Annotated in this window: 20 protein-coding genes and 1 tRNA gene; 17 read left to right on the top strand and 4 right to left on the bottom strand. The window is 38.3% G+C overall.

Annotated elements, in window-relative coordinates; genetic code table 11:
- Positions 1-69 precede the first annotated feature (69 nt).
- From RT761_RS04315 to RT761_RS04235, 17 genes are all read left to right on the top strand, one after another.
- The gene (locus tag RT761_RS04315; protein ID WP_218112846.1) at positions 70-2,547 is read left to right on the top strand and encodes a right-handed parallel beta-helix repeat-containing protein; all 2,478 of its coding nucleotides are present in this window, start codon (positions 70-72) and stop codon (positions 2,545-2,547) included.
- A 906-nt stretch (positions 2,548-3,453) separates the two neighbouring features.
- A complete protein-coding gene (locus RT761_RS04310) occupies positions 3,454-4,038 on the top strand; it encodes a DUF305 domain-containing protein (protein ID WP_218112845.1) in 585 nt (194 codons plus the stop codon).
- 75 nt (positions 4,039-4,113) lie between these two features.
- Positions 4,114-4,458 carry an SHOCT domain-containing protein gene (locus tag RT761_RS04305; RefSeq protein ID WP_218112844.1) on the top strand — a complete coding sequence of 115 codons (345 nt, stop codon included), beginning with the start codon at positions 4,114-4,116 and terminating at the stop codon, positions 4,456-4,458.
- A gap of 1,401 nt (positions 4,459-5,859) precedes the next feature.
- Positions 5,860-6,588 (top strand): GntR family transcriptional regulator, encoded by a 729-nt coding sequence (locus RT761_RS04300; RefSeq protein ID WP_218112843.1) that lies wholly within the window; start codon positions 5,860-5,862, stop codon positions 6,586-6,588.
- 117 nt (positions 6,589-6,705) lie between these two features.
- On the top strand, positions 6,706-7,899 hold the full coding sequence (locus RT761_RS04295) for a family 10 glycosylhydrolase (RefSeq protein WP_218112842.1): 1,194 nt from the start codon (positions 6,706-6,708) through the stop codon (positions 7,897-7,899).
- A 37-nt stretch (positions 7,900-7,936) separates the two neighbouring features.
- Positions 7,937-9,415, top strand: coding sequence for an FGGY-family carbohydrate kinase (locus RT761_RS04290; RefSeq protein ID WP_218112841.1), 1,479 nt, complete (start codon positions 7,937-7,939; stop codon positions 9,413-9,415).
- A 46-nt stretch (positions 9,416-9,461) separates the two neighbouring features.
- On the top strand, positions 9,462-10,436 hold the full coding sequence (locus tag RT761_RS04285; protein ID WP_246465302.1) for a zinc-binding dehydrogenase: 975 nt from the start codon (positions 9,462-9,464) through the stop codon (positions 10,434-10,436).
- Between the two features lie 31 nt (positions 10,437-10,467).
- Positions 10,468-11,265 (top strand): class I fructose-bisphosphate aldolase, encoded by a 798-nt coding sequence (locus tag RT761_RS04280; RefSeq protein ID WP_218112839.1) that lies wholly within the window; start codon positions 10,468-10,470, stop codon positions 11,263-11,265.
- 289 nt (positions 11,266-11,554) lie between these two features.
- Positions 11,555-12,811: an ABC transporter substrate-binding protein gene (locus RT761_RS04275; protein ID WP_218112838.1), complete on the top strand. Its 1,257-nt coding sequence runs from the start codon at positions 11,555-11,557 to the stop codon at positions 12,809-12,811.
- 89 nt (positions 12,812-12,900) lie between these two features.
- A complete protein-coding gene (locus RT761_RS04270) occupies positions 12,901-13,812 on the top strand; it encodes a carbohydrate ABC transporter permease (RefSeq protein ID WP_218112837.1) in 912 nt (303 codons plus the stop codon).
- Between the two features lie 6 nt (positions 13,813-13,818).
- On the top strand, positions 13,819-14,646 hold the full coding sequence (locus tag RT761_RS04265; protein WP_218112836.1) for a carbohydrate ABC transporter permease: 828 nt from the start codon (positions 13,819-13,821) through the stop codon (positions 14,644-14,646).
- A 66-nt stretch (positions 14,647-14,712) separates the two neighbouring features.
- Positions 14,713-15,501, top strand: a complete 789-nt coding sequence (locus RT761_RS04260; protein WP_343073773.1) for an electron transfer flavoprotein subunit beta/FixA family protein — start codon at positions 14,713-14,715, stop codon at positions 15,499-15,501.
- Between the two features lie 12 nt (positions 15,502-15,513).
- Positions 15,514-16,713, top strand: a complete 1,200-nt coding sequence (locus RT761_RS04255) for an electron transfer flavoprotein subunit alpha (protein WP_218112834.1) — start codon at positions 15,514-15,516, stop codon at positions 16,711-16,713.
- Complete coding sequence (locus RT761_RS04250) at positions 16,703-18,103, top strand: FAD-binding oxidoreductase (RefSeq protein ID WP_218112833.1); 1,401 nt, start codon at positions 16,703-16,705, stop codon at positions 18,101-18,103. Before RT761_RS04255 ends, RT761_RS04250 begins: the two co-directional genes overlap by 11 nt.
- A 557-nt stretch (positions 18,104-18,660) precedes the next feature.
- The gene (locus RT761_RS04245) at positions 18,661-19,176 is read left to right on the top strand and encodes a transposase (protein WP_218112832.1); all 516 of its coding nucleotides are present in this window, start codon (positions 18,661-18,663) and stop codon (positions 19,174-19,176) included.
- Positions 19,177-19,178: 2 nt separating this feature from the next.
- On the top strand, positions 19,179-20,117 hold the full coding sequence (locus RT761_RS04240; protein ID WP_425491261.1) for an IS4 family transposase: 939 nt from the start codon (positions 19,179-19,181) through the stop codon (positions 20,115-20,117).
- 88 nt (positions 20,118-20,205) lie between these two features.
- Complete coding sequence (locus tag RT761_RS04235; protein WP_218112830.1) at positions 20,206-22,140, top strand: right-handed parallel beta-helix repeat-containing protein; 1,935 nt, start codon at positions 20,206-20,208, stop codon at positions 22,138-22,140.
- Between the two features lie 548 nt (positions 22,141-22,688).
- Here the strand turns inward: RT761_RS04235 and RT761_RS04230 are convergent.
- The 4 genes from RT761_RS04230 to RT761_RS04215 form a co-directional block, all read right to left on the bottom strand.
- Positions 22,689-23,846: an IS256 family transposase gene (locus tag RT761_RS04230; RefSeq protein WP_218112829.1), complete on the bottom strand. Its 1,158-nt coding sequence runs from the start codon at positions 23,844-23,846 to the stop codon at positions 22,689-22,691.
- A gap of 298 nt (positions 23,847-24,144) precedes the next feature.
- Positions 24,145-24,223 (bottom strand) — tRNA-Pro (locus RT761_RS04225).
- A 238-nt stretch (positions 24,224-24,461) separates the two neighbouring features.
- Complete coding sequence (locus RT761_RS04220) at positions 24,462-25,709, bottom strand: M16 family metallopeptidase (protein ID WP_218112828.1); 1,248 nt, start codon at positions 25,707-25,709, stop codon at positions 24,462-24,464.
- Positions 25,706-26,947, bottom strand: a complete 1,242-nt coding sequence (locus RT761_RS04215; protein ID WP_218112827.1) for a M16 family metallopeptidase — start codon at positions 26,945-26,947, stop codon at positions 25,706-25,708. Before RT761_RS04215 ends, RT761_RS04220 begins: the two co-directional genes overlap by 4 nt.
- Positions 26,948-26,978 lie beyond the last annotated feature (31 nt).

The following is a 26,978-nucleotide window of genomic DNA, read 5'->3' as shown; positions in this document are numbered from 1 at the left end:
GAGGAGATAACCAACAAGAGCTTCGAATTTGTTGTATCAAAAGACATAAATAACTCATCAGAGAATAAAATGAACCACAAAGTCATGACAATTGTATCATCCTTAGATATTATTGATCAGAAATTAATCCTTCTGATTTGCTTAAATAATCTTCTTTCTACTTTTCTATTTGTAATTTTATTAACTATAATAGTAGAAATTGGTTTTTATAATATGGGAGGGACTATTTTGAAAAGGTTTAGGATTTGGCTGGAAGTTTTGACCGTACTCGTTTTGATTGTTTTCATCAGTAGCTGTACCAGGGGTTTTCATTCAGGAACTTCATCAACCGGAACAACCGATAACACCTTCACTCTCAAAGGAGTCGTGGTAATCCCAGATAATGAATGTTTCACCGATGTTTGTAATAATTCTTCAATCACTGATGGAGAACCTTTTCCCAATGCCGATATTCTTCTCAAAGGCAATAATGGCCAAATCCTCACCGGCAAAACCAACTGCCAGGGTGAGTACGAGATCTCCGGACTCACCGATGAGGCTTATCTTCTCTATGCTAACCATGGAGAGGTTTGGATCAAGATAGCCATCTCTCCAACTACCAGCGATGGAGGGGAAGCCAACTCTATCACCACCGCTCAGGTGATTCTCTGGGAAGTGGTTGAATCCTTGCAGTCAGGCTTGATCCCCATTAAAGATATATTAATCTCCATTCCCATTGAGACCATTCCTCAAGAGCTCCTCGATACGGTGAAAGTCGTTCTTTCCGACTGTCGAGATGCCCAAAAAGATAGTGTAGTCATCCAACTGGCAAAGAACTATGCCAAAACTCATTTTCATATTCCCATTGCTCCAACACCAACCCCGACACCAACACCAACTCCGACACCAACACCAACACCAACCCCGACACCAACCCCGACTCCGACACCAACGCTGTATACTCTGACCATTAACTATGTCTATCAAGGTGGTGGCGAAGCGGCTCCCAGTCACACGGATACCCTTGCTGAAGGCGCTTCCTATAATGTCACTTCACCAACCATTCCTGGATTCACTCCCGACCAGGCGACGGTTTCCGGTGCTATGCCAGCCAGCGATGTGACCGTCACCGTGACCTACGTCCAGAAGCATACTCTGACAATGGAAGTGAGCCCGCAAGGAGGAGGGACGACCAGCCCCGCAGTGGGTGATCACCTCTATGATGATGGTACTCCTCCAGTCACGATCACTGCCACTCCATTGAATTGTTACAAGTTCGAGAACTGGGCCGGTGATGTGGCTGATCCCAACAGCGCCACGACTACTGTCACCATGGATGGCGATAAAACGGTAACAGCTCATTTCACAGCTAAAAAAGCATACAATGCTACTACTGGTACCGATTACGATACCATCCAGGCGGCTATTGATGCTGCATCAACCGAGGATACCATCATCGTCTGTCCGGGAACCTACCCTGAAAACCTCATAATTAATAATAAAAACATTACCCTTCGAAGCACTGATCCTTCAAACTTGAGTATTGTTGCTGCCACAATTATCGATGGTGGAAATAGTGGTTCTGTCGTTCAGTTTACCGGACGTGATACCTCATCCCTGCAAGGATTTACCATTCAAAATGGATCTGCAAATGATGGTGGAGGTATATATGTTTTCGAAAGTTCTCCCTTTATCGAAAACAACAAAATCATAAATAATACAGCAACTAGCACAGGTGCTGGAATTAGTGTTGAGGGCAATTATCCTTATACCGTCACCACCATTACCGGAAATACTATCACTGGGAACACGGCATTCAATTGGGGGATGATGGGGGGAGGGATTTATGTTGGGAATTATTGCTCTGCCATTATCACTGGAAATACCATCAGCGGGAATAGCACAACAAGCTATTTTGGCGGAGGGATTTGTCTGCTTAATAATGGTAGTCCTGATGAGATCACTACCATTAGAAACAACACAATCACCGGGAACACGGCAGTCTGTGGGGGCGGAATTTACATATTTAATAGGATTTTTATCGTTACCGGTAACACTATAGAATATAACACAGTAGATGGTTCTGGTAGTGGTGGTGGTGGGATTTATGTTAATTCATCTGGGAATGTAAGTGGCAATGAAATCACAAATAACGATATCAGCTACAACGAAGCAAAAAATAGTAACGGCGGCGGGATTAGTATTGCCGGTATGTCATTTGGGGCGACTTATCTCAACGTTTCCGGCAATACTATTAGCTACAACATAGTATCTGGTGATAACAACAGTAACGGTGGTGGAATTGCTGTTAATAATTATAGTTTTCCTACTATTACAAATAATGAAATTATTTATAACACTGCGGATTACTTCGGTGGAGGAATTTGGGTGATTTCGAACAGCAGTCTTCTGCCTGTAAGCGACTGGAGTACAAATGATATACCAACCGGAAGTCCGCTGGATCCAGCAGAAGGAGTATCATATAACATTGCTGGCAATGAATTACTAGGAAATCGACATGGTTCTCCCCCAGCATATACCGAAGGTGCTCACGTCTTTTTCCAATAAAGTTCAATAAATCTGTGAGTCATTCCCCCTTCCTGCCTTGTCTAGTGGGCATGGGAATGACTCACAGATTTTCTTTCTCTTGTAATAGATATTAATTCACCCCAAGAGACCCTCATAGTAAATCACTTGAGATTTAACCTAAAGTTCTGAGGATTCAGTAATCTTAGAGTTACTAAACGGTTTTCTCTCAGCTACTGTTGAGCCATGAGAAAGCTATTTAAAGAATATAAACTGGCATGATTTCTTCTCAAATCGAAATAGAATTTTTAAACTGGTGAATAGAATTAAAAGGTCATCAGTAGGAAGTGTTCCTGGTATTTACTATCTTTAAAGCTACAAAGGAAGTAATTAAGAAGTAGAAAGGAGCTTGCTATTGTTGAAAATACTGTCATTAGAACAATATGAAGTGATGAACTACATTTCATCCCTAGCAAAGATTGGAAGAAAGATAGTAAATCGAGAGAATTTTCGTATCAAGACCTTAAATGGAATTACTCATTTTTCTGTTATTACTAAAATCGAATTTTCTAAGAACACTTCACAGATAAATATTTTATCGTCTTTGCTCATCATAACAAATGAAAAAAGTGTCGGAAATATAATAATTGCCAAGGAATCTGAGAAACTTAAAGGCTAAGGGATTCGAAGTAAGAATCTATATCCTGTAGAAAAAAGGTTCGTTAAGCTCCTTGGTTTTCATTGTATATTCTTTCTCCAGCGATTTTCGACTCGTACCTCTCCCTTCTTTTCCAATGAGATCCGCCTTTATTCGATGTGGATTTTCTTTGTTAAAGACTAAGAAAAATTATCCCCGAACCATTAATATAAATAAATCCCTTGCCATTTTCCATTAAGGAATAACTTCTATCAGACAAATGTTATATTAGTAATATGAGTGAGGTGATAATGATGAAGATTAAAAATAAATTTATTTCTCTATTATTAAGCATTTTCTTGGTTTTTCTTCTCATTGGTGGAGCTTTTGCCCAAACCAATCATGGCGATGAAGAGATGGAACATGGAACCGGTATGATGGTTAATATTCCCGGAGAAGAGTTGAATGTAAAGTTTTTATCGATGATGATCGCCCATCATGAGGGAGCAGTGGAAATGAGCCAGTATGTTATTCCTCTTGCTAAAGACCCGCAGGTTCTCAGCTGGGCAGAGTCGATTATTAATAATCAGAAAGAAGAAATCGCCCTCATGAAGAGTTGGATTACTGAATGGGTTGCAAATGATACCTCAGCTCAAACAACAATGGCACATGAAATGGAAACCATGCTCAAACTCCTTCAAGAAGCTACCAATCCTGAGCGTGCTTTCGTTGAACTCATGGTCGATCACCATCTGAGTGCGATTGAGATGGCAATTCCAATCCTTATGCAGGGGGAGGATCCAAAACTTCTCAATTTAGCCCGGGATATCATAGCTACCCAAACCGAGGAGATCTACCAGTTCCGACTTTGGCTTATCAAACTGAACAACTATTGAGAGGAGATACCACTTGATGACGTTTCATAGTTTTACTTGATGAAAAATTCTATTGATTAAAAGCGGGTGAATGACATGAGATATAAAATAATATGGTTAGCGTTAATGTTTGTAATCTCCGGAATAATCCCCAGAGAAGCTTTTGCTTATGACAGATACCGATATCCAGGATGGGGTTGGCCACATATGATGTCCTGGGATTGGATGAGTTGGAGGTGGGGTGGCATGTTTGGAATAGGACTATTAGCATTGATCGTTATCTTAGCTTTGATATTCGTGGTGTTTCAACGTTATCGGATTTCACCCGAGCCGGTGAAACGAACGGGTGATACCCCTATGGAGGTTTTACAGAAACGGTATGCCAAAGGAGAAATTTCACGGGACGAATTTCTGAAGATAAAAGAGGATTTGAAAGAATAGAGGGTTAGTCTGGTGTCTTGATAAAAGACCAGCATATACGTCATACATATCCAACAATTACAAGATAATTCTTGCTGGCAATACGGGTTTATTTACTCATTTATATACTCGGTAATTGCGAAACTTCCTGCAAAAACACCAATACCAGTTTATGAAGTACTTTAATACTTAAACCCTTTTGGCTGTAATAGTTTCAATAAGTTTTATAGTAGATATATACAAGAGGGTAATGCTTGTACAATGCACAAAAAGCACAATTTTGGATTACCCCTGGACTAGCAGAAGAGAAGAAAGGGTTATTGAATAAATTCAGAGCACAATTGATGAACTAATTACATAACTCATAACCTATATATAACAAAGTCTCACAGATATAGTTAGACATAAAACAAATTCAATTGTTAAATACCTTTCTTATATACAACAAAATTGAATTAGTTTTACATTATCGCGTCTGCTTTTAATACCTGGAATTAATTGTCCATCATTTACAGGAAGAAATAATTTGAGGGATCTCTATGTTTTTGATCCGTTAATACAATCCACATAACTAATTAGCATGATCTTGGAATAACATCTCAATCCAGCTTATTCTTGAATGTTGCTATTGTAATAATGCAGTTGTTAGCTCAATATGGAGAGATGAAGTACATTTCATCCCTAGCAAAGATTGGAAGAAAGAGAGTAAATACAGAGATATTGAGTAATTTATTAAAAAAATTAAATTCCCTTACTTGATTACCAGGTTTTATCACATTATCTTTTATCGTTAATAAAATACATTTCAAGCCTCATCTGGTCTTTAAACCGAATACAATTATTTTTGAAGCTTATCATGAATAAGCTTGTTCTGTTTAGTAAGATTCACATAATTTACAGCCAGAGAAAGTATTTCAAAAACAGAATACTTTTAGCGTGTGATTGCTTAAAATGTTAGCAAAAAAACGCTTATATTATTAATCTTTTAAGGAAAATAGGGTGAAAATTACAAGAAATTATTGTTGATAGTTTTTTAGAGAATTCACCAGGTTAGTCTAACTATTAGAATGGATTTTAGCCATATCCATCATTTAAAAGATGGATCCTTTATTAGTGATGAACAATAAAAAGCAAAAATTTTATCTCAACGTATGATCTAATTTTAATTGAGATTTAATAAATTAATTTTAAGTATTGATAAATTAAGTATTTTATGATAGCTTAGTTTAAACCAACATGTTTTCGTACAAGGTTGGTTTGTGTTTTATAAATGGTTATACGTAATACCATATAATTCAAAAGTTACATCCAATATAAAAATATTGATTTGTAGATGTAATCTAAATAGGATAAGTTATGTTTTACATATGGTAATACGTATTATCATTTATTTTAACAATTAGAAGGGGATGAAAGATTTTTATGAAGAAAATGAAACCTTTACTAAATCAACCAGTCTCAACTCGTGTGTATGAGCGAATTCTGGAATTTATTTCCGAGGAAGACATTGTTGGAGACAAGCTTCCTCCGGAGATGGTTCTGGCAAAACAGCTTGGTGTTAGTAGAACTGCTCTAAGAGAAGCTCTTTTACGCCTAGAATCAGAAGGCTATATATCTAGGCGACGAAAGGTGGGCACAATAGTTTTAGCTAAAAGACTAAACTTAGATGCTGGACTCGAAAGATTAAACTCCATAACTCAAATTATAGAAAGTGCCGGAATGGAACCTGGTACTGCTTTTAGACACTGGAGATGTGAGCCTGCGAACAATTTGATTGCGCAGATGTTAAAGATTAATGTTGGGGATGAAATTACTGTGATCGAAAGAGTCCGTACAGCTAATGACATTCGTATTTGCTATGATATAAATTTTATCCCAAATAAGTACATTAATGAAAAGGATAAAAATAAATTTACTGAATCTCTGCTTCAATACCTTTCATTAAAACATGGACCGATAGTCCGTGCGTTAGCATATTTATATTCCCACACAGCTGATGAAATGATAAGTGAAAAACTTAATATTCCAATTGGAAATCATGTAATGCTAATAGAACATACTTATTATACTCAGAACGGACGACCTATTTGGTATTCTCGTACATTTCACCGTAGTGATGTTATTAGTTTTCATATTAATAGATTTCTTTAAATAAACACAAGTGAATTGGAATGATTTTAATTGGGATAAAAGACTGGCCATTAAGTAAAATTATCTCACCTAAGAATATTTTTACGACTAATTATTTTGAAAGGAGATGGAAATTTTATGTCACTTAAAGAAGGACGAGCTTTATGGGTTGAAACACAGCAAGATGAAATTTTAAAAGGAGGCTTTAATGCTAAAGGCGTAAAGCAGATTGTTGATGACTCAAAATACTTGGGAGTAAATATGCTCCTCTGGCTTGTAAAAGCTCGTATGGCAAACACCGCTCCTGCGTTATGGTATCCTAGCGAAATCGGTTTAAGTCATGAAGCCTGTTATGATTACGACAGCTTTGGTGATGTAATTAAGATGTCACATGATGTTGGAATTGAGGTTCACGCTTATTTTTCAATATTTACCGAGGGTGATATTGGGGCAAAAGCCGTAAGGGGCAAATTACCTCAATTAGCCCAGCACCCTGAATGGGCTGTCGTAGATAGAAAAGGACGTCGTAGCGAGTTCGTTTGTGCAAGTCATTTGGGATATCGTGAATATCTTGGTTCACTCGTTCAGGAAGTCATCGAAAAGTACCCAGTTGATGGAATTAATATTGACTTCATTCGTTATCCTCGTTCAGTATGTTTCTGTGACAACTGCAGGAAAAACATTAAAGAGCGATTCAACCTAACCATGGACCAGACGGTTGATTTGCTTAATGCTAAAGGTTTTGACTCCTTGGATCCTGAGGCTTTGGCAACTGCTTTAGATAGGGCTGGATCGGTAATTAATTATTACAACCAGAATGTTCATGATACTGTGGAATACCTTCATAATGTGGTTAAAGCTAATTCAATTAATGTTAAATTATCTGCTGCAGTATTCCCAAATCCTAGAACTGCTCCAAGCCAAGTTTACTGTGACTGGATTGGATTCTCGAAGTTTCTTGATTTCGTGTGTCCAATGGTTTATTGGTACTCACCAGAATATTATAGACAAACAATTGAAAGACTCCGAGCTTCAATACCCGAAAGAACTAAATTGTATCCAGGGATATCTGCACTTGGCATACCACATCCTTTAGCGGGAGAAAATATTAATTTTCTATCAAAAGCACCAGATATGAATTATGTAGCCAAACTAATTGATATTGCTCGTGAAGTTAATACACCTGGGATTGCAATTTTCCAATATGGCACAATTTTTGATCATAAACCCGGAGCTTATACGGGAAAAAAATGGGGAACCCCTGTGGTTGGCGATCTCCAATTACTCCGTCAGCGATTTGTTGAAAAGGCGATACCGGCTCACGCTAACTGAATATATTATTTCACATTTATAAGGGAGGATTGGGCACTTGCTTCTGATTGGAGTAGACATAGGCACATCGTCAACCAAGGGAGTCTTGGTTGACGAAAGTGGAAGAATAATTGCATCTCATCTTGTATTCCATAGTGTAAATAGACCTCAACCGACTTGGGCGGAACAGGACGCCGATCAAGTTTGGTGGGGTGGTTTTGTAGCTGTTGTGCGTTCTCTTATGTCTCAAGCTCCTAAGCGATCGAAAATTGCCGGTATAGGTGTTAGCGGAACATGCCCTACACTGTTACCCGTAGATTACAACGGAAAACCACTTCGTCCAGGAATTCTCTATAGTATTGATCGCCGTGCTATTGAAGAAATCAATGAGATTAATTCAAAAGTTGGTCCAAAGGAAATCTTAGAAAGTAGTGGCAATGTTTTATCCACTCAATGTATTGGGCCAAAAATGTTGTGGTTAATGCGTCATGAACCTCAGTTATACAAAAGAACAAAATGGTTCTTAGGGACAAATGGTTATGTTGTTTTGCGTTTAACTGGAGTGGCTTGTTGGGATCACTTCTCTGCTGGTGATGGCGGCTATGGGTATGATTTTAGTAATTGTAAGTGGGATGTCGATGCTCTCAACAGAATGGGCATTGACTTCTCCTTACTTCCACAATTGCGTTGGTCTACAGAATTGGTTGGTACCGTAATAAGTGATGCCGCTCGTGAAACAGGTTTACCAGAAGGAACTCCTGTTATTGCTGGCGTTGGGGATGCAGCAGCTGAAATGGTAAGCACAGGAGTCATAGAAGATGGATCCCTCGTACTTTTGTATGGTTCTTCTTTGGTGACGATGTCCTCGGTACGGAAACCATATGTTTCTTCGGGTTTCATATTAACACCAGGGTTAGAACCAGATAATTATTTTGTAAGTAGTGTACTCGGAACTGGATGTGCATTAATCGAATGGTTGAGAAATGTTCTCAATTGGAATGATCGTGTACCTGATTATGATTTATTAGAAAATGAAGCTATGCTTGTTAAGCCTGGTAGTAATGATTTGATAATCATCCCCTATTTGACTGGACAGAGAAGCCCTGAAGTAAATCCTAACATGTTTGGTGCGATCCTAGGAATCAATCAAAGCCATACCTTTGGACATTTATACCGCGCATCACTGGAAGGAATGGCATTTGCTCTACGCTATAGTCTTTCTAAACTAGAAAAAGCAGGATTGCTTAAGGATTATGAGATTGTTGCTGGAGGTGGGGGCAGTAAGAGCGAACTTTGGACACAAATAGTTACCAACGTATGTCGACGTGAGCAAAAACTTATTTCTGGATCAGTACAAGCCCCAATCGGATCAGCATTTTTAGCTGGAAAAGCTGTGGGAATATTTTCGTCTGAAAACTTAAAAAAATGGGTAACTTACCAAAAAACAATAAGAGTTCAAAAAAATATGGCGGATATTTATGATCATTCTTATGGTCTGTTTATGAAATACTTGGGTCTTCTAGCTCAAAATATTTAATAATTAAAAACCAATTAATTTTTTGAGGAGTGGTTTTGAAGTGACCATGAAGGAAGTAAAGCTTTTTGGAATAAAAGACTTACGAATAGTCGAATCACCTATTCCAATTATCGAACCTGATGAAATCCTCGTAAGGGTTCGTGCATGTGGAATATGTCCAACTGAAATAAGAAAATTTACAACGCCTAACTATAAACCAATTCCTTTCCCAGTAAATCCTGGCCATGAATGGACAGGAGATATTGTTGAAGTTGGATCTAAGGTTGAGGATTTCAAGGTTGGTTCGCGTATAGTTGCAGAAGGTGAAGGCGGATATGCAGAATTTGCCAAGATTACAGCTTCAAACCTTAAATATACTCAACAATTGCCAGATAATGTCAGTTACGAAGAAGGAACTTTTGTTGAGCCTCTTGCAGATTGCCTTCATGCGGTTAGAGAGCGTGCCAAAGTTATAGCGGGAGACAAAGTGGTTGTTGTGGGAGCTGGCCCGATGGGGCTAAGCATAATAGCGGTAGCCGCACGCTCTGGAGGCAATGTTATGGCGATAGAACCAGTCAAAATAAGACGTAATTTTGCCCATGAATTTGGAGCTGAAGTGGTTATTGATCCTAATTCTGATTCAATAGAGAATTCAGTTTTAGCTTGGACAAATGGTCGAAGAGCCGATGTGTGCCTTGCTACAGTGGGAATACCCCATGTTATAGAATCATGTATAAAGCTGGTTGGAGAGCGCGGAAGAGTTGTGCTTTTTGGTGGTGGTGGTGCTGGGCAAACCATAAATATAGACCCAAATTGGATCCATTATAAAGAAATATCGGTTATAGGTAGCGAGTGGATTGGTGTAGGCGGAAAAGAAGAGAAAGATTTATATCGAATCGCTACTGAGTGGATATCCGAAGGAAAAATCTCTGTGAACCAATTAATTTCACATCGTTTTCCAATGAACGAGATACATAATGCCTATAAATTAATAATGAGTGGACAAGCCATGAAAGTCATTCTTCAAATGAATAAACAATAATACAACGTGTCAAAAGGGGGTCAATAAGTGAATGGATGCAGGGATTAAACTTCGGATGAGCAGACTGTTTAATGCTGATACTGGTAAATCAGTAATTATTGCAATCGACCACGGAATCGAGGGTGTTCCTAAGGGTCTTGAGGATCCAATGGCAAAAACTGAAGAACTTTTACAATCGGGAATTGATGCTTTGTTACTTAATCCAGGCTTATTTAGACGTGTATGTAAATTCTGGAAACGTAGGAATGATCCTGGAGTCATACTAGCTGCTGACTATTTTATATCTACAACCGTTCCAGGTAGAAAAGCGGAAGCAGAAGAATATCGTAAGATTTTAGAAATAGAGGATGCAATACAACTTGGTGCGGACGCCATAAAAATGATCTTGGTTTTTGGTCAGCGTGACCTGAAACTTTATGCATACAACCTGGAAATCGTAGCCGCTGCAATACAAAAAGCACATCGTTGTTTCGGATTACCCGTGATGTTAGAAACGGTACTATGGGGCATAACTTCAACTAAAGAAGAGCTCGGGAGCATACAAGTACTTCGAGATATGATGCGGATAGCTGTAGAGTTGGGAGCAGATATTTTGAAATTACCTTCATTGGGAACCTATGAAGAAATGGCACAAATGATTCAATGGTCACCAGTTCCTGTAACAGTTTTAGGAGGTCAAACTCATCCTGATTTCAAATGCGTGATTGAAGGTGTTAAAAAAACAATTAAAGCAGGAGCCTGTGGCATTGTGTTCGGTAGAAATGTTTGGCAGCGAGACGATCTGAAAGAAGCTGTAAAAGCTCTACAAATTGCAGTCCATAGCTCATAACAAAGATTTTTAAACAGTCTATTTTCGACTTAGCTTATTAACAAATGTGCCATTTCTACTAATAAAAATTTTTGTAATCCTTAAACAATAAAGTAATTTGAAAAGAAAAGAGGTGATGTGATGATTTAGAAAAGGCTTAATAAGAAACAAAATTTATTAAAAGTTTCTAGCTTAGAACTAATACTAGAAGTAAACATAATTAATCGTGTAAAAATTAAATGCTTAAAGAAATAAAAAATTTAGTTCCCAAGCCAGTAAAGAAACAAATTAAAGGAGGTAATTTAAATTTATGAAACGAATAATATTTGTTAATATTCTATTAGCTATTCTAATTCTCACTCCTATTGGTGTTGCAAATAGTGCTGAAAAAGAAATACAATTTCCTAGTTGGATGTGGGGTGAAGTTGGAACTGGTGATTGGTTTAAAGATGGTGTTGCTCAATTTGAAACTCAATTTACTGATATAAAAGTGGTAGATACGCTTATTCCCGCTGGACAATACGAGGAAAAACTTCTCATTGATATGGCAGGTGGGGGTGCACCAGATCTCGCTCCAGTGTTTACCAATATGATGCCCAAATTAATTCGGCTTGGCTTGCTGGAACCATTAGATGATTACCTTGCAAATGTTGAATGGGCAAATAATTTACTACCGGTTAAAAGTGTTGCGCAATATGAAGGTAAAATCTACGGCATTCCACTGACTGCTTCACCAAACGGATTAATTTATAATAAGAAACTTCTCGAAAAAGCTGGAGTTGGAGTTCCTACTACTCCTGAGGAGATGTATCTTGCAGCAAAGAAGATTAAAGAAGTTACGGGTGAGTTTGGTTATGGATTTGCAACAAGAACAGCAGATGTTCTTGAAGCATATATACCATTAATGCAATGGGCAATTGGATTTGGTGGTGATTTCTCAAAGGACGGAGTACCTACAGCTAATGATCCTAAAACAATTGAAGGGCTCACATTTCTAAAGCGTTTTTACGATGAAGACCTGACTCCAAAAGGCCTTGATGGTCCTATGCTTCGGAAGATGTTCGTTGAAGAGAAAATTGCCATGTTAATTGATGGACCTTGGGCTATGACATATGTTCAAGGAGAAGTTCCGGAACTTTACCCCTATATTGGATTTGCAGCCCCACCAACACCAACCCATGCCGCAATCACAGGTGGTGCTTTTTATACCATTCCAGTCAATGCCAAAAATAAGAAAGAAGCATTTGCACTCATTTCAATTTACAACCAAACAGAAATGCAACGTAGATGGCTTGAAGAACTACTTCAAATCCCAGGACAAGCAGTAGAAGCTAGTTCTGAATTTCTTCAAAAGCATCCTTGGATTAATGATATGGTAGATGTAGCTGCTAAGTATCCAGCAGGCTTTGGATATGCTGCTCCAGGATTTGAAGAACAAGCAGGTGAGGTCCAACGAATGGTTGTTGACGGAATAGCTCGTGTGTGGGGTGGACAGACTACTGTGGAAGAAGCCATGAATGATGTTCAGAAAAGAATGATGGACTGGACTTCTACATTAAAGCGTTAGAAATAATTTTTGGAAAGGGTAGAACTTTAGTCCTTGTTATTTTCTCTACCCTTTCCCTTCTTTAATTATATTTTAGGAGGCAACTCTTCGTGAGCAGGGAAAATAGTTTAACTAATAAGATTGTCGGATTTAGAAATAAAAGGTCAACTTTATCGATAAAATCATCATCAGCTGTTTTAATAATTCCTGCTACTATCATTATGGGTATAGTTGTAATTTATCCGATAATCACAACTGTTTTAATGAGTTTTACAGATGCTCCATTAGTTTCTCTTAGCAAGCCATCCTTTGTGGGTATGTTCAATTATTCAAATTGGTTAATGAATTTGGATTTTTGGCGATCGTTCTGGATTACTTTGCTTTATACTTTTGGCGTTACTATTGGTTCATATATAATCGGCTTATTAACAGCATTACTATTAAATTTAAATTTTCCAGGTCGAGCTATTTTACGAGGATTAATATTAATCCCATGGGCTGTGCCCGAAGTAGCTGCTGTAATGGTTTGGAATTGGATGTTTGATTACCAGTTTGGAATTGTCAATAGCTTGCTAAGCTCTCCGATAGGTTGGGTTCTTGATGCAGCTGCCGCACCTTGGACAGTTACAGTTGTAACTATTTGGAAACAGTTTCCTCTTGCAACTGTAATAATACTTGCTGGTTTGCAAGCCATTCCAATAGAGCGTTATGAAGCTGCAGAGGTTGATGGTGCAAACTCATTTCAAAAATTTTTTAATATAACAATACCAGGACTTAAGTCGGTTAATATTGTACTTATAATGATGTTGATATTGTATACATTTAAAAGAGTAACTATTGTATATCTTCTCACTGGAGGAGGTCCTGCTAGAGCAACAGAAATACTCCCAGTGACTACATATCTTGAGGCTTTTAAATATTTTCGTTTAGGTTCAGCTTCTGCGGTTGGAATTTTATCTTTAATATTAACATTAGTAATTACATTCATTTATTCAAAAATGGTTACAAGAGGGGAGGCTTAGAATAACATGCGTATTTCTAAGCTTAATGGTTTTTTAATTTTAATAATTGCGACACTTGTGGTTATTGTTCTCAATTTCCCAATATATTGGATGTTCGTACAATCAGTTACTGGAGAAAGCATGTTTACGAATAACCCTAGCTTGTTACCTAAGGATCCTTCATTGAATTCATATATCCGGATAATTGAAGCAAAACCAATTGGTCAGTGGTTTATTAACACTCTTTTGGTTGCTATTGGTTGTCTTGTTCTATCTATGCCAATTGCATGCGCGGCAGCTTTTAGTCTTTCTCGTTTTAAAACAAAACTTAATTCTATTACTGAGCTTGCTATTTTATCAACCCAAATGCTTTCAGCGTCTCTATTAGCGATACCAATATATGTGCTTTTTAGGCAAACAGGGTTATTAAATAAACTGAGTGGATTAATAGTTGCAAACATGGCTTTTACTCTTCCTTTTAGTATATGGGTATTGAAGGGCTTCTTTGATGGAATTCCAAAAGAACTAGATGAAGCAGCAATGATTGATGGGTGTAATGTATTTCAAACATTTTATAGGATTGTATTACCGCTCATAATTCCAGGAATAGTTGCGATGTCAATTTTCAGTTTTATACTCGCTTGGGATGAGTTTTTCTTTGCGAGAACGCTTATTAGTAGTGAAGGTACCTGGGTAATGTCGATCGGATTAAGCTCATTTAAGGAAGAATTTACTCTCCAATGGACAGACTTAATGGCTGCTACAGTTTTGTTTACTATTCCACCAACAGTGCTTTTCATGTTCATCCAAAAACATTTGGTCAGTGGCCTTACCGCAGGTTCAATCAAAGGATAAATAATAAATGTTAAATTGACAATTTGATAATCCACTTTAAGGAGGTTTATTATAGGTGTGTCTCAACTGAAAATAATTGTCTGCATTAAGCAAGTCCCTGCAACAAGCAATGTAGAAATTGATTCTATTACTGGGGTATTAAAGCGAGAAGGCGTGGAAAGCAAAATGAATCCTTACGATTTATATGCTCTAGAAACCGCCATGCGATTAAAGGAAAAAAATGGAGGGAACCTAACCACGATAACCATGGGACCACCACAAGCTGAATCAGTGATCAAGGAATCCTTTGCTTTGGGTGCCGATGAGGGTTATATTTTCTCAGACAGAAAATTTGCTGGTTCGGATGTATTAGCCACTGCTTTTACCTTATCACAAGGAATTAGACTACTTGGAAATTTTGATTTAATTATTTGTGGCAAACAAACAACTGATGGTGATACAGCACAGATTGGACCAGAACTGGCTGAGTTTTTAGAGATACCTCATGTAACCTGGGTAAAAGAAATTGCAGAGGTTACTGAAAAAAGTATAGTTGTAGAACAGGATCTGGGGAATAGCTCGGTAGTTCTGGAGTTACCTTTACCTGCACTGATAACAGTAGAAAAGAATATTTACCAGCCAAGGCTCCCTTCATATCGCCGAAAAATGCAAACAGCCAATCAACAAGTTAAAAAGTTTACCCTACTCGATTTTATCGATAATGATGAACAGAAATATGGTTTGAAAGGTTCAGCAACGCAGGTGGAAAGAATATTTCCACCAACAGTTTGCAAGGACCAGATTTTTTGGGATGATGAAGTACCAATAATAGCAGAGAAAATTTATACACTAGTTAAGAGGAAAAATTTTATCTAAGAGGTGGCAGCATTGGCAGAACTAGTAATAAACCATAACAGATGTAATTTATGTGGAAAATGTATAACAGTTTGTCCATTTAATGCCATATCAATGCATGGCGGTAAGATTGAGATAAGCGCTGGTTGTAAAATGTGCAAGCTTTGTTCGAAAAACTGCCCTGAACAAGCAATCGACTTTATTGATAAAAAAAGAACAGTGGTTAATAAAGAAGAATGGAAAGGTATCTTGGTATTTGTTGAGAATTTTGAAGGCAATATCCATCCAGTAACTTTTGAATTAATCGGGAAAGCTAATGAGATAGCTAAATCTATCAATCATCCAATTTATTGTCTGATTATTGGAGATCAGATTAGCCATCAAACTAATAAATTATTAAAATATCCAGTAAATAAAGTTTTCCTCTATGAAGACAAAGAATTAAAACATTTTCGTGTTGATACCTATACAAACATTTTTGAAGATTGTATCCGTACTGTTAAACCTTCTGTTATATTAGTTGGTGCTACTTTAATTGGAAGATCCTTAGCACCACGTGTAGCTGCCCGCTTCAGAACTGGTTTAACTGCTGATTGTACATCGCTCGAAGTTAGAGAAAATACTGATCTTGTTCAAATACGTCCGGCTTTTGGTGGGAATATAATGGCTCAGATAATTACTCCTTATTCAAGACCTCAGATTGCAACGGTTAGGCATAAAGTCATGACTCCAACCAAGCAGGCGGATTTTCCTTTAGGAAAAGTTGAAAGGTGCTTTGTCACACCTGAAAAGCTCAATTCAAAGATCACAATTCGTAAAGTAATGATTAAAGAAGAACTACCCAGCATTTCAGACGTTGAGGTATTAATAGCTGCAGGTAGGGGAGTGCGAGGATTAAAAGATTTATCATTATTTGAAGAATTAGCAACTTTGCTAGGGGGTCAATTGGCTACCACTAGACCGTTAGTAGAAATGGGTTGGGTTCATTATTCAAAACAAATTGGACTTTCAGGAAGAACTGTAAAACCGAAATTAATTATTACTTGCGGAATATCAGGAGCTGTACAATTCATGGCAGGAATGAGTGCTTCTGAATGCATTATTGCAATCAATAAGGATCGAAATGCCCCAATATTCGGTCAAGCTCATTATGCAGTAATTGGAGATATCTATGAAGTGGTCCCTTTATTAATAGAAAAGATTAAAAAAACGAGGGATACAAATGGCATATAAAAAAATATCCGAAAATGACATAACATTTTTAAAGAAAACTACCGCACCTGAACGAGTTTATACAAATCAAGATATTAATGATGACTTTACCCATGATGAGATGATGGAGTATGGAAAATTTTCCCCAGAAGCAGTGATAGAAGTTATTAATAGCCATGAAATTTCTTTAATCATGCGCTATGCCTATGAAAAAAACATACCTGTAACTCCAAGAGGCTCTGGGACTGGATTATGCGGAGGATCTGTGGCTCTGTATGGAGGGATATTGATCTCTTTAGCAAAAATGAATCAGATTTTAGAGATTGATGAAACTAATTTAACTGTTACAGTTGAGCCTGGTGTTCTATTAATGGATTTGGTGAAGGCATTAGCTGGAAAAGAGCTTTTTTATCCTCCAGATCCAGGAGAAAAGACTGCTACAATTGGCGGGAATGTTATGACCAACGCTGGAGGAATGCGAGCGGTTAAGTATGGGGTGACACGTGATTATGTACGAGGAATGGATATAGTATTGCCCGATGGAGAAATGATTAAAGTAGGAGGAAAAATCGCGAAAAATTCCTCTGGATATAGTTTAAAGGATCTGTTTATTGGCTCAGAAGGAACTTTAGGGATTGCCACCAAAATAACGCTAAAATTACTTCCTTTACCAAAGAAAACTATTAGCCTATTAGCACCTTTCCAATCATTAAACGACTGCCTTAATATTATTCCAATCTTATTTAAAGCTAAGATCATTCCGACAGCGATAGAATTAATGCAAAAAGAAATTATTGAAGCAACAGAAAAATATTTAGGAAAATTTTTCCCCGATAAATCGGCCGATTCCTATCTATTACTTTCCTTCGACGGTAATGCAATTGGAGAGGTTGAAAATTCTTCTGACCAGGCAGCTCAAGTTCTTCTCAATGAAAAAGCAATCGATGTTTTCATTGCTGATACGGAAGAACGGTTAGATGCAATTTGGACAGCAAGGGGAGCTTTTTTGGAAGCAATCAAAACTTCAACCTCCCAAATAGATGAGTGTGATGTAGTAGTGCCACTAGACCAGATGAGAGAGTTTATAAATTACGTTGATCGATTAGATGATAAGGAAAAAATCAGAATTGTAAATTTTGGTCATGCAGGTGATGGTAATATCCATATTTACTTATGTAAAGACTCTTTATCAAATGATGAATGGCAGATAAAAAAAGATAAAGTCATGCAAAAAATGTATAAAAAAGCACTTGAGCTCGGTGGTCAGGTATCTGGTGAACACGGAATTGGGCATGCAAAAAGAGCTTTTTTGGCTGAATCACTTGGAAACAGATCCATGGAGTTGAATAAGTCTATCAAAAAAGTATTTGATCCTAAGAATATTCTAAATCCTGGCAAGGTTTGTTATTAGCGTTGAATAAAAATAGAATTTTAATTAAATATTATGTCTGCAACAGATTGCTGGTATTAACTCACTATTTAATTATTAATTAAAAATATAGAGTGTTTGAACGAAGTAGTTAAGCTTCAATGTTAAAAGAAAGAAAGGTTTGTGAGAGTTTGTCGGTTCCTCAATATATCCAATATATCATACAACATAAGCTTCAGAAGAAGTATTGAGGCAAGGCTAGAACATCCCTGAGTAGAATAAACGATGAAAGACTTTTAAAAGAGGATTAAGCTAACCCTCACTCCATTCTCTTTTGGTAATATATAGCAAGAAAGTTGAATAAATTATATCTTTATATTTAATTCTCTATAAAATCTTAAAGGAAGTAATTTGGGATCAGAAAAGTAGTTACCATTTTTTAAATGTTATTGTTGAATTAAAAATAGGCGATGAAGCACAGTTCATCCCCAGTAAAGATTGGAAGAAAGAGAGTAATTACAGTGATATAGAATAAATTATTAACTCAACTTTCGCACTAAAATAAATGCTGAAAAACCTTGATTTTAAAGGGTTTTTTAATGAAAACACCCCTCCTTTCTGGTAGAATTGACTTAAGGAAAAAAACCAATCACCACAAAGAGAGAGGTGTCTTCATGACTATCCTACCAGAAAATTTGAAAAATGAAAGGACCTTGTTACCCATGTTTTCCTCCTTTATGAAGGAGTTTAAAGTGAACCAACTGTTTCGAAAATGCCATATGAACAAAAAGAAAGGGTTCCCAGTCAAAGACGTCTTTCAGATGATCTTTCTCCTAGTCTTTACTCAGAAAAACGTTGCTGGTCTTCTCCAATCTCGACATCCCCTTTTCCAAGGAAAGAAAGACACTCTTTACCGTTTCCTCCACAAGACCAGTGGGAGCTGGCGAAAATTGCTCTTTCTTTTGAGTACCAAAGTAGTCTCTGAAGCGCTCCTTCCTTTTACCAGTTTGAAACGCTACACCTGGGTGGTGGATGATTCCCCCTATGAACGACCTCGGAGCTTGAAAGTTGAAGGGCTCTCTCGATTCTATGATCACGCCCAAGGACGATTTTAGTCGTGGGTTTCAGAATGCTCACTTTAGGACTCACCGATGGTGCTACCTTCATTCCCTTTGCTTTTTCATTGTTAAGTTCTCACCGCAAAGAAAACCAGCTCTGTCCCATGGATGCCTCCGTTGATGGGCGGAGCAAAAGAGCTCACCTTCGGAAAGAATCCCAAGAAAAAACTCCAGAAGTCTTCTTCAACCTACTGGATGGAGCCTTAAAACACTGTCCTTTGATCTCAACTATTCTTTTTGATAGCTGGTTTAGTTTTCCAGCCCTCATCCGCCAATGTGCTCATCGGGGTCTATCGGTGGTGTGCATGCTCAAAAACACGCCCAAGATTTACTACTCATTCGGTGGAAAAGCTCGTGCTCTTTCCTCTCTTTTCAACCGAATTCAGAAAAGACCCTGCGGCAACATCATTGGATCAGGTGTCGTGAATCTCAATCTCACCGGGAAACCTCTCTATGCCCGGATTGTTTTTGTCCGAAGTGAAAAACAAAAATCTCAATGGTTGGCGCTTCTTTCAACCGATCTCACTCTTTCGGAAGAAGAGATCGTCACCCTCTATGGAAAACGCTGGGATATTGAAGTCTTCTTCAAGATGGTGAAATCGGTCTTAAAACTCACTCGGGAATTCCAGGTTCGATCCTATGACGCTTTGGTATCTCATACCAGTATCGTTTTTATCCGGTATATCATGCTCGCAGTCATTGCCCGAAGGAACACCGATCCCCGAACTTTTGGCGAGCTTTTCTATGCCTGCTATGATGAAATTCAGGATATGACACTCATGGAAGCTCTGGCGTTACTTCTTGAGCTTTTCAAATCAACCATGAAACAGGTTTTCGTCCTTTCAGAAGAAAAAGTCAAAGAGCTACTCATCTATTTTGTAAATAGTCTTCCAGCATGGTTGAAAGGAAAAGTGCTAGTATTGAACTGCGAAAGTTGAGTTAAATAATCTTCTTTCTACTTTTCTATTTGTAATTTTATTAACTATAATAGGAAAAATTGGTTTTTATAATAAGGGAGGGACTATTTTGAAAAGGTTTAGGATTTGGCTGGTAGTTTTGACCGTACTCGTTTTGATAGTTTTCATTAGTAGCTGTACCAGAGGTTTTCATTCTGGAACTTCATCAACCGGAACAACCGATAACACCTTCACCATCAAAGGAGTCGTGGTAACCCCTGATAATGAATGCTTCACCGATATTTGTAATAATTCCTCAATCACCGAAGGAGAGCCTCTTCCCAATGCCGATATTCTTCTCAAAGGCAATAATGGCCAAATCCTCACCGGCAAAACCAACTGCCAAGGTGAATATGAGATCTCTGGACTCACCGATGAGGCTTATCTTCTCTATGCTAACCGTGGAGAGGTTTGGATCAAGATAGCCATCTCCCCAACTACCAGTGATGGAGGGGAAACCAACTCCATAACCACCACTCAAGTGATTATCTGGGAAGTTGTTGAATCCTTACAATCCGGTTTGATCCCCATCAAAGATATCTTGACTGCCATTCCCATTGAGACCATTCCTCAAAATCTCCTCGATGCGGTGAAAGCTGTTCTTTCTAACTGTCGAGATGCCCAAAAAGATAGTGCAGTCATCCAACTGGCAAAGAATTATGTCAAAATTCATTTTCATATTCCCATTGCTCCAAGTGTAATTGTTACACCAACACCGACACCGACTCCAACTCCGACTCCAACACCGACACCGACTCCGACTCCAACACCGACACCGACTCCGACTCCAACACCACCAACCCAGTACACCCTCACGATGGCGGTGAACCCCCAAGGAGGAGGGACAACCACTCCCGCTGTAGGTGACCATACCTATGATGAGAATACCGTTGTCGACATCAATGCCACTCCGGCAGGTTGTTACCAGTTTGTTGACTGGACCGGTGAAGCGGCTAATCCCAACATTTCTTCTACCACGATCACCATGGATGGCGATAAAACGGTAACAGCTAATTTTTCAGCAAGAAAAGCATACAATGCTACTACAGGTACCGATTACGATACCATCCAGGCGGCTATTGATGCTGCATCAACCGGGGATACCATCATCGTCTGTCCGGGAACCTACTCTGAAAACCTCATAATTAATAATAAAAACATTACCCTTCGAAGCACTGATCCTTCTAACCCTACTATTGTTACTGCTACGATTATCGATGGTGGTAATAGTGGTTCTGTCGTTCAGTTCACCGGAGGTGATACCTCATCCCTGCAAGGATTTACCATTCAAAATGGATCTGCAGATAATGGTGGTGGGATTTATGTTAATGCTAGTTCCCCCACTATCGAAAACAACAAAATTATAAATAATACAGCAACAGATAGTGGTGGCGGGATTTTCGTTAAGAATTATTCCCACCCAGATATTAAAAATAATACTATCACTGGTAACAGTGCAAATGGATCTGCCGGGGGAGGGGGAGGGGGAATCGGTATGGATGGTTATTATGGTTCTTGTTCTCCAACTATTTCTTATAACACCATCACAGACAACACAGCACGATCTGGCGGTGGAATTCGAGTTTATTATGTTTGTTCTCCATTAATTTCTAACAATACCATCACGGGCAACACAGCAATAAATGGTGGCGGTGGTGGGATTGATGTAAATAATTGTTGCAACCCCATAATCGAGTCCAACGTAATTAGCAACAACATAGCGAGTAATATTAATGGTGGCGGTGGAATTCGAGTTTATAATAACTCTAACCCATTAATTATGAATAACTTCATCAACAACAACATAACAGCTGGGTTAGGTGGTGGGATTTTCGTAATCCCTAACTGCAATCTTCTACCAAATGATGTTCGACCTGGAGGCTGGGGAGTTGGTCGTGAGAACTTACCTCCTGATGTATCACCCATAGCTGGCAACACTATCTCTGGAAATATTCATGGTGGTGGTGACGAAAATAACGGTGCAAATGTCTATTTTGTGAATTAGGTTCGATAAATCAGTGAGTCATTTCCCTACCCATAAAACTTAGCAGGAAGAGAAATGACTCACTGATTTCCTTTCTCTTGCAATATCTATCAATTCACCCCAAGATACCCCTCATAGTAAATCATTAAAGATTTAACCTTGGGTCTTAGGATTCAGTAATTTTATTGTGGTTGAACGGATTCTTCCTTTAACTAATAAAAAGCCATGAGAAAGCTATTTAAAGAATATAAACTGGCATGATTTGTATGTGTCAAATAATGTTCGCAATTTACTCTTAGCAAACACCGGAGACTCTTTTTAAACACAGAGATGACCTTACTTGAATGAAAAGCCATCTCTCTTTGAAAAATGACTCGATTTATTCACCTCCTTTTTATGAATATGGAAAATAAACAAAGAGAAGAATACAATCTTTCTATTTGGTCAATTCTTTCTGGTATTTTAGTGAATAACTATTCATGAGTCGTCGGGCTGTGGATCCGTGGTCAACCCGCAGGGTTGTCCATCTATCCACAGCCTCTTTTTTTCTTTTGACTTTCTTTTTTTCCTTAGGCTATCTTTAGAAGCTCTGCTTGTTGCTCGGTAATCGCCTCAGAGCTGATATACTTTTTACTACTCACCCAATCTTCAGTATACTCAATGAGATAACTGGTGACCAACCGGAGATAGGAATCAGTGGTAGGAAAGATCCCTACCACTCGGGTGCGGCGACGAATCTCTTTATGAACTCGTTCGAGCGAATTGGTTGAAGAGATCTTTCGTTGGTCAAGGTGAGGGAAAGCCAGGAATTGTAACGAGTCTTCCAGTCCTTCCTCTAAAAGAGCAATGGCCTGGGGGAAACGGTCTTGGTATTCCTGGATGATTAAATGGGCATATTGCTTGGCACACTCTTGGTCAGGCTGGTACCATATTTGTTTCAGTTTCGCGGCAAAAGATTCTTTTTCTTTATGAGGGATATGGACTAATATATTTCGCATAAAGTGTACTTTACACCGTTGCCAACTTGATCCTAGGAAACATTTCTGAATGGCATTTTTCAGTCCAGTATGAGCATCGGAGATGCACAGCCAGACTGTTTCCACTCCTCGTCTTTTAAGCTGTTCAAAGAGATGAGTGTAGGTGTCTTCTGATTCAGCAAACATGGGTTCGACCGCCAGGATCTCTCGGTTTCCCTCACTTGTCAGACCCTGAACGACAGCAATGGCCATGCTGATGATGTGTCTTTCACAGCGAACCTTTTCGTAGAGGGCATCAACCCAAATGACTGGGTACTCTTTTTCCAGAGGACGGGTACGGAACCATTCCACTTGTTCATTGAGGTCTTTGGTGATTTCTGATACTTGACCAGCAGAGAGGGACTCAATCCCTAAGCTTTGAGCAAGGCGCTCCATCTTTCGGGTGGAGACACCATTGATAAAGGCTTCTTGAACCACCTGGAGGAGGGCTTGCTCCGAGCGTTTCCTTTCGGTCACAAAAAAAGGAATATAGCCTCCTTTACGGAGTTTTGGAACTAGAAGGTAGATGGTTCCTAACCTCGTATCAAATCGTCTGACTCGGGTTCCAGAGAAATGAGTGGTTCGGGTGGGACAATGTTCTCCCTTGTGAGCTCCAACTTTGTTTTCAGCTTCCAGTTTCATGAGTTCATTGGTCAGCCATTCTAACATGGCATAGAGTGGATCAGGTTCAGTCATGAAACCAATGAGCATTTTTTAAAAGATATGGTGTATGATTATTTTGAGCCATCGGATATTCCTCCTCGATGAAGTTTTGTATTATATGCAACCTTCATTTTGGAGTCTCCGGTGGCTTTTTTCAAGGTGCGAAATTGCGAACTTTAGTATACGTTATCCATGATTTCTTCTCAAATCGAAATAGAATATTGAGAGGTATATAGGGTTTTGAGGCTATTAATAGGAAGTATTTTTTTTAAAAAAATACAAAGGAAGTTACGTTATAATTCTTTTATTAAGAGAAGAAATCGCTCTATGAAGGCTTTTTTAAACCTGGTCGGGGCGAGAGGATTTGAACCTCCGGCCCCCTGCGCCCAAGGCAGGTGCGCTAAACCAAACTGCGCTACGCCCCGACAATCATGGATTATAACAAAATCTGACGTGAATAACAATAATGTTGAAGAAAAAAAGCCCTAAAAACACTTATGGGGAGTTGGACTGGCGTCCAACTCCCCATAAGTGCAAGGAGGGGAAAGATTCTTTATATTTTTAAATCTTTATTTTTTAATTTATGATTTCTCGGCCTTGTTCCAAAAAGCATTATATAATTATTTTAAAGAAAGTCAAGGGCTCTTCTAAAAATATTTTAAATTATTTTTCCAATCGAGAAGAAACCACTGCTCCCAAGGTTTCTCCCTCACCCTCATACTTATTATATATACTTAAGGCCTCTTCCAGGGACATACTCTGTATTAATTCTTGATATTTAAAAGGAAAATCCCATCCTAAACCAATTCTTTCAAAAAAAGATATCATTGAAGAGAGTGAATATACAGTTTCAAAACGACTCAAATACATACCAAGTGTGTAATTTTTTGTTTCTTCCAGTTCTATTGAATTCATAAACATTAAATTATGGAACTCCTTTCGCAAAATCTGAACAATCTCTTCAAAGTGTGGATAAGAAAAGCCGGCGTAAGCGCAAATAAATGAAGGCCCAATAAAAGGAACATAAACTGAACCGACTTGGTAACTTAACCCTAATTCTTCGCGAACTTTTAAAAAAAGCCGGGAATACATGCTTCCTCCTAAGCAGTTCGACAAAAGTTCAAAAGCTATTCTTCCCCGAACATCAAAAAGGGAAGGTGCTCGGTAACCAATAACCATCCAATTATCCTGAATATCCTTTTGTTCTACAATTCGTAAAGATAAAGGATAAAAGTTTTCTTCCTTGAAAGACTTTATCTCTTGAGGTATGAGATCTCCCATTTGATGCAGAAATACATCCTTCATCTTGCTAAGATCAAAATTACCTACTACTGCAATAACCATATTATTGGGAACATACCAGCGACGATGCCAATCCAATACTTTTTTTTCAGTAAAGGTTTTCAGACAATCAGGTTCTCCAAGGGTTGATGATCCATAAGGGTGAGTTCCATAAAAACCTTTTTTGAAGCGGAGAAGAGCCGCCTTGAGAGGATCGTCGTCAAGAGCAGCAAGCTGCTCGATTAAAAATCTTTTTTCTTTTTCTATTTCCTCTTTTCTCAGAGCTGGACTCTTAATTAATTCGAAGAAAAGAGCAAGAATAGCAAATATTTGCTCGTTTGGTCCTTCAATGGCAATCTTTCCAACAAAACTATTTGATGAGCTTTCTATTGATGCGCCAAGAGATTCAATTTCACGATTGAAAGTAATCGCATCTTTAGTTAGGGTCCCTTTTACAAATGCTTCCTGTAAAAGCGCTGAAAGGCCTCTTTCTTTTTCGTTTTCGAATAAATTTCCCATAGCCAAGCAAAGATGGATTGAGCACAACAAAGAATCAGGAATAGAGAGAAATAAGAGGGTTAAACCGTTTTTCAAGCGCACTTTTTCTACCTGCTGTTGTAATTCGTTCATCGATGATCCTCGGGATTGATAATAACACTGATTGCAAAATTAAAATCAAGATACTTTTTTAAAACATCAATTATCTGTTTGGTCTGAATATTTTGTATATTCTTCAAATACCGAAAAATGGTATCAATGGTATCAATAGTATCTAAACGTCCCAATAATTCGGCGCTTCCTAAGGTCGTTTCAATAGAATGATAAAAGCCGCTCAATAAAAGGTTTTTAGCTCGATTTATTTCAATATCTTGAGGGGTATAATTTAATAACAGCTCACATTCTTCTTGAATTGTTGCTTCAATTATTTTTGGGTCGCTATTGGCAAAGGTGAATATGATGCTGAAAATTCCAGATTCTTGATAAAAAGAAAAGTTGGTATGAATTGAGTCAACCAACTGTTCTCTTTCCCTCAGTCGGGCATTGAGACGGGAGTCGATTCCATCTCCAAGGATAATCGATAAAAGTTTGAGCAGGCAAAAATCATCTTGCCGAATACCTGGGCCTAAAAATCCAATAGCTCCATAATGATGGTGAATGTCCATGTTGATTTCGATTCTTTTTCTTTGTACCTTAGGAAGGGGAGGAAAGGAGTTAAACAAATTCTGTAGTGGTTTTCCCCCATTTTTGAAAAATAGATCTATTTTCTCGAACAACTGGTTTTCAGATAGGTCTCCACAGACTACCAAGGTAAGATTTGAGGGGTGGTAAAAGGATTCCTGGTGGCATATGAAGTTCTCCCTTTTCAAGTGAGCAATGGTATCCTTTGACCCCAATATTGAACGTTCATAAGGAGTTCCGGAAAAAACTTCATGATAAAGAGTGATAGCGAGTTTTTCTTCCGGGTCGTCTTCATCTATATGTATTTCCTGAATGATTACTTTTTTCTCACGTTCGATTTCAATAGGATCAAAAAGTGGATTGCGAACTAAATCGATAATTAGCTCTAATGATTTCTCCCAATGATTATAAGGGACAACAATATAAAAATCCGTGGTGTCCAAGGAAGTGCCAGCATTAATATTGCCACCAATGGCTTGAACCTGCCTTGATAGTTCTAATCCCGGGTAATTGGTCGTACCCTTAAAAACCATATGCTCAAAAAAATGAGAGATTCCAATTTGCACTGGTTCTTCATCCTTAACTCCAACTCTTGCCCAAAGATTCAAAGTCACTAAAGGTGATTTCATCCGACGAAATACGACTTTCAAGCCCGATGGAAATACTTTTTTTGTATAAGACAAATTCATCTTGATTTTGTGCTCCTAATCAGGAAAGATC

Origin of the sequence: Atribacter laminatus, assembly GCF_015775515.1 — a bacterium.
GTDB lineage: Bacteria > Atribacterota > Atribacteria > Atribacterales > Atribacteraceae > Atribacter > Atribacter laminatus.
Note: the sequence above shows the minus strand (reverse complement) of the source record. Positions and strands in the feature narration are given on the sequence as shown.

Coding starts and splice junctions, on each gene's coding strand:
- RT761_RS04315 (WP_218112846.1), top strand. CDS start 70: ATGAACCACAAAGTCATGACAATTGTATCATCCTTAGATATTATTGAT.
- RT761_RS04310 (WP_218112845.1), top strand. CDS start 3,454: ATGATGAAGATTAAAAATAAATTTATTTCTCTATTATTAAGCATTTTC.
- RT761_RS04305 (WP_218112844.1), top strand. CDS start 4,114: ATGAGATATAAAATAATATGGTTAGCGTTAATGTTTGTAATCTCCGGA.
- RT761_RS04300 (WP_218112843.1), top strand. CDS start 5,860: ATGAAGAAAATGAAACCTTTACTAAATCAACCAGTCTCAACTCGTGTG.
- RT761_RS04295 (WP_218112842.1), top strand. CDS start 6,706: ATGTCACTTAAAGAAGGACGAGCTTTATGGGTTGAAACACAGCAAGAT.
- RT761_RS04285 (WP_246465302.1), top strand. CDS start 9,462: ATGAAGGAAGTAAAGCTTTTTGGAATAAAAGACTTACGAATAGTCGAA.
- RT761_RS04280 (WP_218112839.1), top strand. CDS start 10,468: ATGGATGCAGGGATTAAACTTCGGATGAGCAGACTGTTTAATGCTGAT.
- RT761_RS04275 (WP_218112838.1), top strand. CDS start 11,555: ATGAAACGAATAATATTTGTTAATATTCTATTAGCTATTCTAATTCTC.
- RT761_RS04265 (WP_218112836.1), top strand. CDS start 13,819: ATGCGTATTTCTAAGCTTAATGGTTTTTTAATTTTAATAATTGCGACA.
- RT761_RS04250 (WP_218112833.1), top strand. CDS start 16,703: ATGGCATATAAAAAAATATCCGAAAATGACATAACATTTTTAAAGAAA.
- RT761_RS04245 (WP_218112832.1), top strand. CDS start 18,661: ATGAAAACACCCCTCCTTTCTGGTAGAATTGACTTAAGGAAAAAAACC.
- RT761_RS04230 (WP_218112829.1), bottom strand. CDS start 23,846: ATGCTCATTGGTTTCATGACTGAACCTGATCCACTCTATGCCATGTTA.
- RT761_RS04220 (WP_218112828.1), bottom strand. CDS start 25,709: ATGAACGAATTACAACAGCAGGTAGAAAAAGTGCGCTTGAAAAACGGT.
- RT761_RS04215 (WP_218112827.1), bottom strand. CDS start 26,947: ATGAATTTGTCTTATACAAAAAAAGTATTTCCATCGGGCTTGAAAGTC.